The following is a 14663-nucleotide window of genomic DNA, read 5'->3' on the forward strand; positions in this document are numbered from 1 at the left end:
GCAAGCGCTAACAGCTATCAATTTTGAATCAAAAAAATGAAATTCTTGTCCGTAGCGAAGGCGCTCCCTTGGCTGGTTGCCATGCTGTGCTTGACTGCTTGCGCATTGCCGCAACCACCTGAAGATGCTGCGCAGAGTGCCGTGGTGACCCCCGCACGCGCGGTGGGTGCGGCCCCTACGCCGTTTGCCTGCGGGGGCACCGTAGAGGCGCGCACATGGCAGCTTTGGGATGCGCAGGGGCGCACTTTCATGCGTGGGCAACTGATCGGCGCGCGTCTTAAAGCCCGAGGCGATACCTACGCGTTGTATGACATTCAAATCGAGTTCCACAACTTGATGATGATGGCCCAGCGCTGTGGCCGCGTGGACAGGCTGGTGCAACTGGCGGATGACTTGATGCCGGTGTTCGACACGTTAGAGCCGCTGGATGGCGACGCCACCAAGCTTGCCTGGATTTGCCGTGGCGGCGCGGTGTGCAATGCGCGCAACCGGCTGGTCAATACAGAGGTGATGCTGGTCAGTCTGCAAGGCCTGGGCTTGTTCACGGCGCTGGCCGATGTGCTGGCCCATGCGCCCGATGCAGCGGCACGCAGCCACCCCTTTGTGGCGCGCACGGCGCAGGTGGCGGCGGCACATTTGCTGCGCTGGGGCCACGCCAAGGAGCGCACCCGCTGGATGCAACTGGCAGGTGCCAGCCCGCAGGATGTGAAGGACGGCAACTCGGCCCTGTTTTATACCGACAAGCCCTTGTGGATGCTGGGTGTGCATGCGCACCTGGCGGGCATTGCCGCAGTGCAGCCTGAGGTGCTGCGCGCTGTGGCCGCGCCGGGCAGCGCAGCGCATACCGAGTTGGCTGAGGGCATGGCCGCGCTCTTGCGTTTTTTTGAGCGGCGCCTGAGTCTGCAAACCGTGCAGTCCGACCGGCTCGCCGGTGGCGTGCAAGTGGCTGACCTGGATGCCGGCTACTGGCGGCTGTATGCCGACAACCGCTTTGCCGGCTACACCGGCAGCCAGGGGCCTGCGGTGTGCGAACCCGTGCAGGGTGGCGGCATGCGCGCGCGGGTGCTGGTAGATGTCGCCAAGGTGCCGCCGGTCAAGAACCTGGGGTGGGACTTTAGCCATGCGCGTCGCCTGGTACAGGTGCTTGATGCGCTGCAGCGCAATCGCCACGCGCTGCAGGCGTGGTATGGGTTGGCTCCAGAGCGTTTGCCAGCGCCCGACCTTGCGCAGGCTTTTGCGGCGCAACTGGTGGCAGGTGTCTGGAATGGCGATGCGCAGCGGCCACTGTTTGCCAACTACTGGGGCGGTGCCAATGGCTGGTATCGCGTGGCCTACGACAACGGCACGGGCGCGTGTTATGCAGGTTATCCACCGTTTGGCTTGTCTAACTCCTTCCCTACGGGTGGTTACGCCATCTGGGGGGCGTATTACCCGGTGATTGATGATTTGGCCCGTTCCATTTACGCATTGGCAGACTCCGCTGATCCTGCGGCGGTGGCTTTTATCCGCAAGTATTACGGCGGGCTGTCACCCGCGGCTTCCGCCAGCAGCCGCATGGTGGAGCAGTTGATGTTTTGGCCAACGCTGGTGCGGTAGTTGTTTTCCTGCATTTTGAATTTCAGATCAAAAAGGGTTCAAGCCCCTATCTATCAATCGCAAGCAGCTATCAAAAAAGATGAAAAAACTCCTCACCATCATTGGCGCCCGTCCGCAGTTCATCAAGGCCAGCGTTGTCTCCAAAGCGATTGCAGAGACCGACGGCTTGCAAGAAGTCATCGTGCACACCGGCCAGCACTTTGACGCCAATATGAGCGATATCTTTTTTGACCAGCTGGCCATTCCGCGTCCGCACCACCAGCTTGATATTCACGGTGGCAGCCATGGCGACATGACCGGGCGCATGTTGATCGAGATTGAAAAGGTGCTGCTGCAAGAACGGCCCGACTGCGTGCTGGTGTATGGCGATACCAATTCCACCCTGGCCGGGGCTTTGGCCGCAGCTAAATTGCACATCCCGGTAGCGCACGTAGAGGCAGGTTTGCGCAGCTTCAACATGCAAATGCCCGAAGAGGTCAACCGCATCCTGACAGATCGGGTCAGCAATATCCTGTTTTGCCCCACCGATGCCGCCGTGGCTAATCTGGCGAAGGAAGGTTTTCCTTACGCTATGGCCAGCGGCCAGCCACAGTGCATTGCCCAGGTGGGCGACGTGATGCAAGACAGCGCGCAACTGTTTGCCACCCGTGCCAGCGCGCCTGAAGGCGTGGCGCTGCGCGATGGCTTTGTGCTGGCCACCATTCACCGGGCAGAAAACACCGACCACCCCCAGCGCTTAGGCGCGATTGTCGCGGCATTGGATGCAGCTGCCCAAAGCACCCCTGTCGTTCTGCCCGTGCACCCGCGCACCCGCAACATCCTGGCCCAGCAGCACATCACCCCGCGCCACATCACGCTGATTGAACCCGTGGGTTATCTGGAAATGCTGTGGCTGTTGCAGCACTGCGGTTTGGTGGTTACCGACAGTGGCGGCGTGCAAAAAGAGGCTTTTTTTATGGGCAAAGCCTGCGTCACCCTGCGTGACCAAACCGAATGGGTGGAATTGCTGCAGGTGGGGGCCAATGAGCTGGTGGGAGCCGATCAAGAAAAAATCCTTGACGCCATTGAACGCAATTTAGGCCGCATGGTACGCGACGAGAGGGCCTTGTACGGTGGTGGGCAGGCGGCTGGCCGGGTGGTTGCAGGTGTGAAGGAGTTTTTGGGGGAATGAAAAACGTCTGGATTCTCAACCACTACGCCCAAGAACCTGGTGGGGCTGGTGGTACGCGCCACTTTCATTTGGCTGAACATTTGCAGGCTTATGGCTGGCAAGCAACGGTCATCGCAGCCAGCGTAGAACATCAGAGCGGGCACCAGCGTTTGGCCCCGGATGAAAAACAGCGCTGTGATTATTTCAAAGGCGTGCCTTTTTTATGGGTGCGCACGCCGGAATATCAGGGCAATGGCGGCGGCCGCATGCGCAACATGCTTGCCTATACCTGGGCTGTATTGCAGCGGGGTACTACCGCCAAGTTGCCGCGCCCGGATGTGGTGATTGGTTCCAGCGTGCACCCTTTTGCTGCGGTGGCGGGGGCGCTGCTGGCACGTCGTTTCAAAGTGCCGTTCATTTTTGAAGTGCGCGACTTGTGGCCGCAAACCTTGGTGGATATGGGGCGCTTGCAAGAAGGCTCTTTCATGACATGGGCCTTGCGCAAGTTGGAGCTTTGGCTTTATCGGCGGGCAGCGCGCACCGTGGTACTGCTGCCACGGGCTTGGGAATACATCACGCCGCTGGGCATTCCGAAAGAGCGTGTGGTCTGGATTCCAAATGGCGTGGATTTGTCACTCTTTCCACGCAGTACAGCTGCCAACACAGCCAACACGGATAAGTTCACCTTGATGTATTTCGGCGCACACGGCCAAGCCAATGGTCTGGACAACGTGCTGCGCGCCATGAAGCATGTGCAGGAACAGCCTGATGGGAGGCACATTCGCTTGCGTATCATTGGTGATGGCCCCCTGAAAACATCATTGGTGACGCAAGCCTCGGAAATGAGATTGACCAACGTGAGCTTTGAGCCGCCTGTTCCTAAAAGTCAGATCCCTGCCTTGGCTGCTCACGCAGATGCGTTTGTTTTCAATCTGATTGATGCTCCAGTCTTCAAATATGGCATCAGCTCTAACAAACTCTTTGACTTCATGGCAGCTGAGAGGCCAGTAGTTTTCAGCTGTGACTCAACAAATAACCCCATTAACGATGCACAGGCAGGCTTGACAGTGAAGCCAGGCCAACCTAGAGCATTGGCTAATGCGATTTGTGAAATAGCAGCAACACCACTAGTCCAGCGCCAGCGCATGGGCCGCGCTGGGCGCGAATATGTAGAGCAAAACCACGGTTTCGAACAGTTGGGAGGTCGCCTGGCAGCGGTCTTGGACGAGGTGAGTGCTGGGCGTTGAGTCAATTGCGTGTTTGGGCATGCTGAACTTGTAATTAAATTTCAATTAAATGACCGCATAGCCCAATAAACACAAGCGCTAGTAGCTATCAAATTGATACCAAAATGTTCCTGAAAACCAGCGTTCAAACCCCGCAACCCGACATGCAGCGCGCAAGATCGGGGCAAGGCTACGCCCCTGGGCTCACAAAACACTAGACGCCTCTACAATATTTGCTAACTCAATCTAGTATTTCGTAGTGTGACCTACCAACGCCCTTTCGTGGCCCAGCTGGCTCAGCGCTTGCAAGGCCCAGCGCACTTCATCCAGGTGCTGGTGGGGCCGCGCCAGGTGGGCAAGACCACGGGGGTGCGCCAGCTGCTGGCGCAGGCGCTTTGGCCCGCGCATTACGCCAATGCCGACGATGTCTTGGTCAGCGACCGCAGTTGGCTGTTGCAGCAGTGGCAGCAGGCGCTGCTGCTGGGCGATGGGGCGCTGTTGGTGATCGACGAGATCCAGAAAATCCCCAACTGGCCCGAGACGATGAAGGCCTTGTGGGACGCGCAGCCGGGTCGCCTGCGTGTGCTGCTGCTGGGCTCCAGCGCCCTGCAGTTGCAAAGCGGCGTGACAGAGAGCCTGGCCGGACGCTTTGAGCTGCTGCGCGTGCACCACTGGGGCTTTGCCGAGCTGCAGGCGGCGTTTGGCTACGACTTGGAGCGCTATTTGGCGTATGGCGGCTACCCCGGTGCGGTGGCGCTAGAGGCAGAGCCTGACCGCTGGTACGCCTATATGAAGGATGCGATTGTCGAGGCCGTGATTGGCAAGGACATTTTGCAAAGCCGCCAGGTCGCCAGGCCGGCACTGTTTCGGCAGGCGTTCGAGATTTTGTGCGCCTACCCGGCGCAAGAGATCAGCTACACCAAGCTGCTGGGGCAGTTGCAGGACAAGGGCAACACCGATTTGGTCAAGAGCTATATCGCGCTGTACGGTGGGGCATTCTTACTGCACGCGCTGCAAAAATATTCGCCCAAGGCCCATTTGTCGCGCAATTCCAGTCCCAAGATGCTGCCGGCCTGCCCGGCGCTCTACAGCATGGCGGCTGGCGTGGCTGTGGGCAGCGATCCAGAGCAGCGCGGTCGTGCGTTTGAGCTGGCGGTGGGTTGTGAATTGCTGCAACAGCCTGGCCAGGTGTACTACTGGCGCGAACGCAACGACGAGGTGGATTTTGTGGTCCAGTACCGCGGCCGGCTGTATGCCATCGAGGTGAAGTCGGGCCGCAAAAAGTCACCCAAGGGCTTGGAGGCGTTTTGTGCGCAGGCACCAGGGGCGCTGCCAATCATTATCACGCCGGAGAATTTTTCACAGTTTTCGCAAGATCCCAGAGGGTTTTTGGAAAGGCTGTCGGGGTGATGTTTTTAGGCTAAATTGCAATCCAGCCCAATAAATACCAGCGGTACTAGCTATTAAATTGATACCAATATGTTCCTAAAATCCAGCATTCAAACCCCACACCTCGCAAGGACGTCCCCATGAAACGGCTGTTCGACATCGTCGTTTCCGCGTGCGCCCTGTTGGTGCTGGCCTTGCCCCTGTGGGTCTTGATGTGGCAGGTGCGCCGCAAGCTGGGCAGTCCGGTATTCTTCACCCAGGTGCGCCCGGGCCTGCATGGCAAGCCCTTCAAGATGGTCAAGTTCCGCAGCATGACCAGCGAGCGCGGCCCTGATGGCGAGCTGCTGCCCGACGCCGTGCGCCTGACGCCGTTTGGCCGCTTTTTGCGCTCCACCAGCCTAGACGAGCTGCCCGAGCTGTGGAACGTGCTCAAGGGCGACATGAGCCTGGTCGGGCCGCGCCCGCTGCTGGTGGAATACCTGCCGCTCTACAGCCCCGAGCAGGCCCGCCGCCACGAGGTGCGCCCAGGCATCACCGGTTGGGCCCAAGTCAATGGCCGCAACGCCATCGGTTGGGAAGACAAGTTCAAGCTGGACGTGTGGTACGTGGACCACAGCAGCCTGTGGCTGGACATCAAGATTTTGTGGCTCACCGTCAAAAAGGTGCTGGTGCGTGAGGGCATCAGCGCAGCGGGTGAGGCAACAATGGGCAAATTTACGGGGAGCAAGTCATGATGGCCGTGAAGCGCTACGCCATTTTTGGCGCCAGCGGCTGTGGCAGGGGCGTGATGCCGCTGGCCCGTCAGCAACTTGCCCACCTGACCGAACCCTACGAATTGGTGTTTGTCGATGACAACCCGCCAGCGCCCACCTGCAACGGCCATGCGGTGTGGACCTATGCCGAATGGCTGGCCCAGCCGGCCACCAGCCGCCATATCAATATCGCGATTGCCAACAGCCCCGTGCGCGAAAAGCTGGTGCAGCGTTGCGAGGCCGATGGTGTGCAGTTTTTGGAGCTGCGTGCCGCCAACGTGGTGCAGCTGGACGAGGTGCATCTGGGCGAAGGCGCCATCCTGTGCCCGTTTGTCACGCTGACGAGCAACATCCGCATTGGCCGCCATTTCCACGCCAACCTGTACAGCTATGTCGAACACGACTGCGTGATTGGCGATTTCGTCACCTTTGCCCCTGGCGTGATGTGCAACGGCAACATCGTGATTGAAGACCATGCCTACATTGGCACCGGTGCGGTTATCAAGCAGGGCAAGCCGGGCGAGCCCTTGGTGATTGGCCGGGGTGCCACGGTGGGCATGGGCGCGGTGGTGACCAAAAGCGTGCCCCCCGGGGCCACGGTGGTCGGTAACCCTGCTAAACCTATGCAAAAAGGATAGGTGTCTTGTACGTGGTGCAAAATAGGTTCCACACCTGCCTCGCCTCGCCATTAAAATCATCGGTTCATTGATCTCTATCGCATGCTGAACACACCGTTTTCACCTTGGCCCAGCTTCACCGTCGAAGAGGCCGATGCAGTGCGCGATGTGTTGTTGTCCAACAAGGTCAATTATTGGACCGGGGGCGAATGCCGCGCTTTTGAAAAGGAATTTGCCGCTTGGTGTGGCACCAGTCATGCGGTGGCCTTGGCCAACGGCACGCTGGCCCTGGATTTGGCCCTCAAGGCCCTGGGCATAGGCCCGGGGGATGAGGTAGTGGTTACGCCGCGCACCTTCATGGCGTCTATCTCTTGCGTTGTGACGGCAGGAGCCACGCCGGTATTTGCCGATGTGGGGCACGATAGCGGCAACCTCACGGCAGAGTCTATTGCGGCGGTGCTTACGCCGCGCACCCGTGCAGTGATTGTGGTGCATTTGGCGGGTTGGCCCTGTGATATGGATCCCATCATGGCCTTGGCCAATGATCATGGATTCAAGGTGATTGAAGACTGCGCACAGGCCCATGGTGCGCGCTACAAGGGCCGCAGTGTCGGCAGCATAGGCCATGTGGGTGCCTGGAGCTTTTGCCAGGACAAGATCATGACCACAGGCGGCGAGGGCGGTATGGTGACTACCAACGACGAGGCCCTGTGGCGCAGCATGTGGGCATACAAAGACCATGGGAAGAGCTACGCTGCTGTGTACGAGCGGCAGCACCCGCCGGGGTTTCGGTGGCTGTGCGATGGCTTTGGTACCAATTGGCGCATGTTGGAGATGCAGGCTGTCATTGGCCGTATCCAATTGCGCCGTATGGCCGCCTGGACTGCGCAGCGCAAGGCACATGCACGCACCATTGCGCAAACCATCAGCCCTTTTGCCGGGCCCAATGGGGTGGTGCGCTTGCCCAAGGTTCCTGCCCACAACGAGCACGCGTATTACAAGTTTTACTTTTACGTTTGCCCAGAGCATTTGGCCCCTGGCTGGAGCCGAGACAAAATCATAGAAGCCATTAATGCGCAAGGTGTTCCTTGCTACCAGGGGAGTTGTTCCGAAGTCTATTTGGAGCGTGCTTTTGACCTTACGCCTTGGCGACCTGCCCAGCGCTTGCCCATTGCGCGCGATTTGGGTGAGACCAGCATCATGCTGCTGGTGCACCCCACGCTGACGCCCGCTGAGTTGGACAAGACCTGCACCGTGGTGGCAGGGGTGCTTGCTGCGGCGTCGGTGCAAAGCCATTGAATGAATGAAACCCGCTAGCTTGCAAACCACGGATGCGTCTTATCGCTGGAAGGCGCTTTTTGCTGCCAGCGTGCTGCTGGCGCTGTGGTTATTGCTGTTGCCGGGCGATGTTTTGCTGGGGGCCAAGGTGTGGCTTGCGTCTTGGTTGCCCTATGCCCAGGATTTGGAGCAATCCAACATCACCGACCATACCGACAAATGGGTGCATCTGTCGCTGTTTACCCTGTTGGGCGGATTGGCTACGCGTATTTGGTGGGGCGGGGCGTTGTTTCGTCCCATGATGTGGGGCTTGTTTGCTATGGCGGTAGGCACAGAGTGTTTGCAGCACTTTATTCCTGGACGAGGCGCCAGTTGGGCCGATTTGATGGCTGACGCTGCTGGTTTGGTGGTGGGTGTGGTCTTTTGGCGTTCGTTGCTCCCTCAGTATGGGTTGTGGGTGCGTGGTAATGAATAGGGCAGGGTGCATCCCACATGTTGAGACGTAACCCGGTGATTCGATATTTGGTGCATATGCCCCGTACTGCCAAGCGGCTGGTGGCTGTGGGCGTGGATGCCAGCATGTGCGTGGCCACGGTGTGGTTGGCTTTGTGCTTGCGCATGGAGCAATGGGTCATCATGCAGCCTGTTCACTGGGTGGCGGTGGTGGTGGCCGTGGGTTTGACGGTGCCGGTGTTCACCCACTATGGACTTTACGCCAGCATTTTCCGATTTGCCGGTTGGCAGGCTACTTTGGCGCTGACCCGGGCAATGACGGTGTATGGGTTTGTGTATTTGTTGGTTTTTACGGTAGTGGGTGTAGCGGGTGTACCCCGCAGCGTTGGGGTTATTCAGCCGTTGCTTTTTTTCGTGGGGGTGGGGGTTAGTCGGGTTTTGGTGCGTTTGTTTTTGGGCGACTTGTACCGCAGCATCGTGAACAAGCGCAAAGCACCCGGTGTGCTTATTTATGGTGCGGGCTCGGCGGGGCGGCAGTTGGCTTCTGCATTGGTGCATTCAGCAGAGCATAGGCTAATTGGCTTTGTTGACGATAACCCGGCTGTGCAAGGGCGCCGTCTGGATACCATTCCTGTGTATGCGCCTTCAGACCTTGCGCATTTGTTCGACAAACAGGAGGTCACCGATGTGCTGTTGGCACTGCCTTCGGCAGATCGGAGGCGACGGTTGGAAATCGTTGATTTTTTGAGGCCGTTTCCGGTTCACGTTCGAACGCTGCCCGGTTTGGCCGACTTGGCTAATGGCCGTGTGTCTTTAAGTGACTTGCATGAGCTGGACATTGAAGATTTGTTGGGCCGTGACAGTGTCGAGCCTGATGCCAGCCTGATGCACCAGAACATTCAGGGCAAGGTGGTTTTGGTGACAGGGGCCGGAGGGTCCATTGGGCAGGAGTTGTGCCGGCAGATTGTGCAGTGTGGCCCCAGGTGCCTGTTGCTGTTGGAGCTGAGCGAGTTTTCGCTTTACCAGGTATTGCAAGACCTGAGCAACAGGATGCCCTCCCTGCCACAGGGCGCGGTTGAACTGGTGCCTTTGCTAGGGTCTGTAAAGGACGAAGAGCGCATTGCCGACATCATGGCCACCTGGCGGCCCCATACGGTCTATCACGCTGCGGCATACAAGCATGTGCCGCTGGTAGAGCACAACATGGCAGAGGGGCTGCGTAACAACATCTGGGGCACATGGGTGTGCGCGCGCATGGCTGCCGCACATGGTGTTCAGCGTTTTGTACTGATCAGCACCGACAAGGCGGTGCGCCCTACCAATGTGATGGGTGCAAGCAAAAGACTGGCAGAGATGGTGTTGCAAGCCTTGGCCGCAGAGCCTGCGTATGCACAGACCTGTTTCACCATGGTGCGGTTTGGCAACGTGCTGGGCTCTTCGGGTTCTGTGGTACCTCTGTTCAGGCAGCAAATCGCGCAAAAAGGGCCAGTTACGCTCACGCATGCCGATATCACCCGCTATTTCATGACCATCCCAGAAGCCGCTCAGTTGGTCATTCAGGCCGGCGCTATGGCAAATGGGGGGGATGTGTTTGTTTTGGATATGGGTGAGCCAGTACGCATCTACGATTTGGCCCGTCGAATGGTAGAGCTCTCTGGATTGCGAGTGCGGGATGCAGAGAATCCTACGGGTGATATCGAAATTCGGGTCACAGGCCTCAGGCCCGGGGAGAAACTATACGAAGAATTGCTGATTGGTGATGGTGCTGTATCAACTGATCATGCGCGGATCATGCGCGCCAATGAGTCGTATATGCCCTGGGACGTTTTGGAGGCAGAGCTTGAGTTACTGGCCCAGGCACTTTTAACGCGCCAAATGGTGCGGGTGCGTCTCATCTTGCAGAGGTTGGTTGCTGGATATAAACCGGCTAATGATGTGATGGACTGGTTGCATCTGCGGTCATTGCGTACGAACGGGGAATCCAAGCAGGCCGAAACGCCGAATGGATTTGGTGCGCAAGCATTGGGTATGCCTGCGATCGACGCAATCAAACAAAAGTACGCCAACTCTACCGAGCAATCCGCAGTTTAATGGTGGGCAGCTTTTGGAAGTGGCTTCAAGAACGTGCCTAACAAAAATGCGCCGCAAATCGCCAACGCCGGGATGCGCATGTTGAACTCCACCCAGCTGTGCAAAAGTAGTGCCAGAACACCCAAGCCTGCATAGCATCGCATACTCACTTCTGCTGACATTCGCTTTCCGCGGCGCAGGCGCATCGCTCTGGACAAGCTGTTGATTTGTTGGCCCACCAAAAACAATACACCGGCCGCAGCCAGAACGGCTCCAAGACCAGCCTCCATCAGAAGCTGGGCATAGTCGTTGTGGGCGTGGTTAATGTAGCCAGGAGTTTGCGCCGGCTGAAACCTGGGGAACACGGCCTCAAAGCTCCCGAGACCACTTCCCCAAGGCCAAAATGTACGCGCAGCCTCCAAGGTTGCTATCGCGTAGGCGTTGCGAATTTCTGCATCGGTCTTCAGCTGAGTGCTTTCAAGACGCTTGCTCAGGCCATCTAGCTCTACGGCTGCCAGAGAAAGGCTGCCAAAAATCACAAAAGCAAGAATGATGGCGAGTTTCTGTTTGGTATTGAGAGATTTTCCGGCATCAAGCAACAGCAAGACGATGCAGAGCAACAAGACGATAGAACTCGCTATCAGGCCGCCGCGCGATCGCGTGATCAGTACCATGACAAGCAAACCAAATCCAAAGAAAAGCCATAAAGGGATGCGAGCATCAGAGTTCGCAACCTTGAATGGACGGTGCTGTCCTTGGTGCCTACGAGATTGCGGTTTGACCAAAAAATAAAACCAAACTGGCAGCAACATCGCTATAAAGTCAGCCAGATGGTTTCTATTATTAAAACTGCCAATGACTCCCTGGTTGTATATAGACTGAAAGTATGCGGTGCTTTTAGGTCCTTGAACAAGCTGAAACAGGCTGAGTGCAACCTGCATCAAAGCGGCAATCATTAGCAGTGCAAGCAATTTTTCGGTGGTTTTTTGGCTCGAGAACAGAGCAGACAAAAATACGGCAATTACCGGAATCGTGGACCATAGCGCCGCCAGGGTTGCTGACGGATGCAAACTCAGCGTCAAACCAGTTGTAGCCCGGACTCCGGCTGCTTCCAGCGCCAAGAGGTAGGGCTCCCTACCAGCCAAACTAGACCAAAGTCCCGAAGTCAATGGGGCGAGTTGCAGAACGCCAATCCACACCGGGCTAAAGGCAACGCCTGTTACCAACCACCACCACCAAGTTGGGCGCGCTTCTAAGGTGCGGTCAAGGGGATTCTCGCCCTGCACGCCTTTTGCATTCAGCCATCTGAAGCTGATAGTCGCCATAAGCCCGGCAAGCGCCACCAACCCAAGTGGCAATAGTATGGCCAGAGCAATCTGACGATTCCCCCCACGTATCAGCGGTGCGAAAAATAGCGTGGCGCCAACGCACAAAAAAGCCAGCCAATGTATCCATTGGCTGGCTGTAGAGGAAGGTGCTACTCTAGTCGTGCTCAATCACTGACCTGACACAGGATTGTTGTTGTTCACCTGATCAATGATGCCCAGACCAATGACACCGCCAACAACAATCGGAGCTACGAGACCGGGAGTAAAACCAGAGAATAAACCAATTGGAGGATTCAACGGTGGGGGGGGAGGCAAACTTCCCAAGGGTGCCTGGGCAACTTTATAAGCAGGGAACAGGTGCTTAACGGATGCAGTCATCTGTTCACAGGGCATTTTTGCGCTGACGGTGAGGTGCTGATTGGCACCCAGGTTGACTGAGCAGCCCGTTTGCAATATCAGCGTTGCCTTGCCGCTGCTGGAGACAAGAATAGAAGCGCCATCAGCGATAGGTGTGCCATTTGCTGCGCGTGATACTACGCTCTTGCCGCTGACACTGACTGCGCCGCTCACATCTTGCAGCGTGCCGATGGGTTGTTGGGCTTGCGCAGCCAGTGCACTGGAAGCGAGTGCAACTAACAAAGCGGTTTTTCTCATGGCGCTCTCCTACGAAGATTTCGTCAGATCCTACCACAACGTTGCGTGTGCTGCGACAGGGACTGTGGCGTTTTTACAAGAAATTGATAAGGTAGCGCGAGTCCAGGATTATTTTGCCGTCACCTCCACCGATGCACTCCAGCGGTCGCCCCAGCCACCGCTGCGCTCGCGTTCCAGTTGGCGGCGGTCGCGTTTGGTAGGGCGGCCTTCGCTCAGGGCCAGGGCGGGTTCGGGGGCCAGGCGGCGCAGTTCCTGCAGGTGCTCGCGTGCCGCGATGCTGTCGGCCGTTTCTTCATAGAGCAGCTGGGCCACCGGCGCAGGTCCGCGCTGCGCGCTGAGGGCGCGTACCGTCACGGTGCGCTGCACCGGGCCCTGGCGCAGCACCACCGTGTCTCCCGGCCGCACCTCGCGCGAGGCCTTGGCGGTCTGGCCATTGACCATGACACGGCCCTTGCCGATTTCTTCGGCCGCGATGCTGCGTGTCTTGAAAAAGCGTGCGCACCACAGCCACTTGTCGATGCGCATGGAATCCTGGGTATTCATGGAGGCATTGTGCCGCGGCGCGTGGCGGCCTGCGCGCTACCATCGGGGCCCATGCCAGACACCTCCGACTCCATACCCGCGCTGCCGCTGGATGCCCAGGGCATTCTGGAGCTGGCAGCGCGGTCGATGTTTCAGCTTTTCTCCACCGTCAGCCAGGGCATGTTTCTGGTGGATTTGCGCGGTCGCATCGTTTGGGTGAATGAGGGCTACCAGCGTTTTTTCCCGGACCTGGGCATCACCTCGGTGGATCAGTTCGTGGGGCGCACGGTGGAGGAGGTGATCCCCAACACCGGTATGCGCCGTGTGCTGGAGACGGGTCAGGCCGTGCTCATCGACCTGCTCACCAACAAGGCCGGCACCTTTGTGGTCAGCCGCATCCCGTTGCGCGACGATGTGGGCAAGGTCATTGGCGCCATCGGCATTGTGCTGTTTGACCACCCCGAGACCACCTTGCAACCGCTCATCAGCAAATTCGCGCTGTTGCAGCGCGACCTGGACGAAGCGCGCCGTGAACTGGCGGCGCAGCGCAGCCAGCAGTTGCGCGGTGCGGGCTCGGGGGATCGCCGCACCAAATACACCTTCGCCAGTTTCGTCGGTTCCAGCCCTGCGGCCACCGAGGTCAAGCGCCAGGCACGGCGCGCGGCGCAATCGGCCAGCCCGGTGCTGTTGCTGGGCGAAACGGGCACCGGCAAGGAACTGCTGGCCCATGCCATCCACGCTGCGTCCCAGCGTGCCAGCGGGCCCTTTGTGGGCGTCAACATTGCCGCCGTGCCCGACACCTTGCTGGAGGCCGAGTTCTTTGGCGTGGCCCCTGGCGCCTACACTGGCGCCGACCGCAAGGGCCGCGACGGCAAGTTCAAGCTGGCCGACGGCGGCACGCTGTTTCTCGATGAAATCGGCGACATGCCCCCCAGCCTGCAGGCCAAGCTGCTGCGCGCGCTGCAGGAGGGGGAGATCGAGCCGCTGGGCTCCAACCAACTGGTGCCCTTCGACGTGCGCGTGATTGCCGCCACCTCGCGCGACTTGTCGGCGCTGGTGCGCGAGGGGCGTTTCCGCGAAGACCTGTTCTACCGCCTGCATGTGCTGCCCGTGCGCGTGCCGCCGCTGCGCGAGCGCCCGGGCGACATTCCGGCGCTGGTGGAGGTGCTGGGTGAGGAAATCGCCCTGCGCAACGGCATTGCCCCGCCAGAGCTGTTGCCCGATGCCATGGCCTTGCTCGCGGCCCAGCCCTGGCGCGGCAATATCCGCGAGTTGCGCAACGTGCTGGAGCAGGCCGCGATGCGCAGCGATGCGCAGTCCATCGACGCCGAGATGCTGCGCGCCCTGCTGCGCGAAGCCGGGGTGGAGCCGGCTGCCCCCGTCAACCAGTCCGCCATGGCGACAGGATCTGCCGCGCCCGACAGCCTGTTGCGCCCCCTGGCCGTGCAGGTGGCCGAACTGGAGCGGCGGGCCATTGCGGCCTCCCTGGCGGCCACTGGGGGCAACAAGCTGGCCACGGCACGGCAGTTGGGGATTTCGCGCGCCACGCTTTACCAAAGGCTGGAAAACCCTGATGAAAATTTGAACATCTGACTGAATTTCAGGCAAAACGATTGTCTGGAATCCAG

Annotated in this window: 13 protein-coding genes; 10 read left to right on the forward strand and 3 right to left on the reverse strand. The window is 58.8% G+C overall.

From position 1 onward, the window contains the following. Positions 1–249 precede the first annotated feature (249 nt). The 9 genes from GWK50_RS04570 (at position 250) to GWK50_RS04610 (ending at position 10552) form a co-directional block, all read left to right on the forward strand. Positions 250–1596 carry a hypothetical protein gene (locus tag GWK50_RS04570; protein ID WP_162015507.1) on the forward strand — a complete coding sequence of 449 codons (1347 nt, stop codon included), beginning with the start codon at positions 250–252 and terminating at the stop codon, positions 1594–1596. Between the two features lie 79 nt (positions 1597–1675). After that, a complete protein-coding gene (gene wecB / locus GWK50_RS04575; protein WP_162015508.1) occupies positions 1676–2767 on the forward strand; it encodes a UDP-N-acetylglucosamine 2-epimerase (non-hydrolyzing) in 1092 nt (363 codons plus the stop codon). Next, the gene (locus GWK50_RS04580; protein WP_162015509.1) at positions 2764–3993 is read left to right on the forward strand and encodes a glycosyltransferase family 4 protein; all 1230 of its coding nucleotides are present in this window, start codon (positions 2764–2766) and stop codon (positions 3991–3993) included. Before wecB ends, GWK50_RS04580 begins: the two co-directional genes overlap by 4 nt. A 261-nt stretch (positions 3994–4254) precedes the next feature. Next, positions 4255–5382 (forward strand): ATP-binding protein, encoded by a 1128-nt coding sequence (locus GWK50_RS04585; protein WP_162015510.1) that lies wholly within the window; start codon positions 4255–4257, stop codon positions 5380–5382. A gap of 119 nt (positions 5383–5501) precedes the next feature. Next, a complete protein-coding gene (locus GWK50_RS04590; protein WP_162015511.1) occupies positions 5502–6095 on the forward strand; it encodes a sugar transferase in 594 nt (197 codons plus the stop codon). After that, the gene (locus GWK50_RS04595; protein WP_162015512.1) at positions 6092–6751 is read left to right on the forward strand and encodes an acetyltransferase; all 660 of its coding nucleotides are present in this window, start codon (positions 6092–6094) and stop codon (positions 6749–6751) included. Before GWK50_RS04590 ends, GWK50_RS04595 begins: the two co-directional genes overlap by 4 nt. Before the next feature lie 81 nt (positions 6752–6832). Next, entirely contained in the window at positions 6833–8029 is a 1197-nt protein-coding gene (locus tag GWK50_RS04600; protein ID WP_162015513.1) for a DegT/DnrJ/EryC1/StrS aminotransferase family protein, read from the forward strand. Positions 8030–8048: 19 nt separating this feature from the next. Then, the gene (locus tag GWK50_RS04605) at positions 8049–8483 is read left to right on the forward strand and encodes a VanZ family protein (RefSeq protein ID WP_162015514.1); all 435 of its coding nucleotides are present in this window, start codon (positions 8049–8051) and stop codon (positions 8481–8483) included. A gap of 56 nt (positions 8484–8539) precedes the next feature. After that, a complete protein-coding gene (locus GWK50_RS04610; RefSeq protein WP_242455293.1) occupies positions 8540–10552 on the forward strand; it encodes a nucleoside-diphosphate sugar epimerase/dehydratase in 2013 nt (670 codons plus the stop codon). Here the strand turns inward: GWK50_RS04610 and GWK50_RS04615 are convergent. The 3 genes from GWK50_RS04615 to GWK50_RS04625 all read right to left on the reverse strand — a co-directional run bounded on the left by GWK50_RS04615 (position 10549) and on the right by GWK50_RS04625 (position 13056). After that, positions 10549–11856, reverse strand: coding sequence for an O-antigen ligase family protein (locus GWK50_RS04615; protein ID WP_162015516.1), 1308 nt, complete (start codon positions 11854–11856; stop codon positions 10549–10551). The genes GWK50_RS04610 and GWK50_RS04615 overlap by 4 nt on opposite strands. A 171-nt stretch (positions 11857–12027) precedes the next feature. Next, a complete protein-coding gene (locus GWK50_RS04620) occupies positions 12028–12513 on the reverse strand; it encodes a hypothetical protein (RefSeq protein WP_162015517.1) in 486 nt (161 codons plus the stop codon). 108 nt (positions 12514–12621) lie between these two features. Next, on the reverse strand, positions 12622–13056 hold the full coding sequence (locus GWK50_RS04625; protein WP_162015518.1) for an RNA-binding S4 domain-containing protein: 435 nt from the start codon (positions 13054–13056) through the stop codon (positions 12622–12624). Between the two features lie 51 nt (positions 13057–13107). On the opposite strand from GWK50_RS04625, the gene GWK50_RS04630 reads away from it, so the two are divergent. Beyond that, a complete protein-coding gene (locus GWK50_RS04630; RefSeq protein ID WP_162015519.1) occupies positions 13108–14628 on the forward strand; it encodes a sigma 54-interacting transcriptional regulator in 1521 nt (506 codons plus the stop codon). Positions 14629–14663: the final 35 nt, after the last annotated feature.

Source organism: Acidovorax sp. 210-6 (genome assembly GCF_010020825.1).
Taxonomy (GTDB): domain Bacteria; phylum Pseudomonadota; class Gammaproteobacteria; order Burkholderiales; family Burkholderiaceae_C; genus Simplicispira; species Simplicispira sedimenti.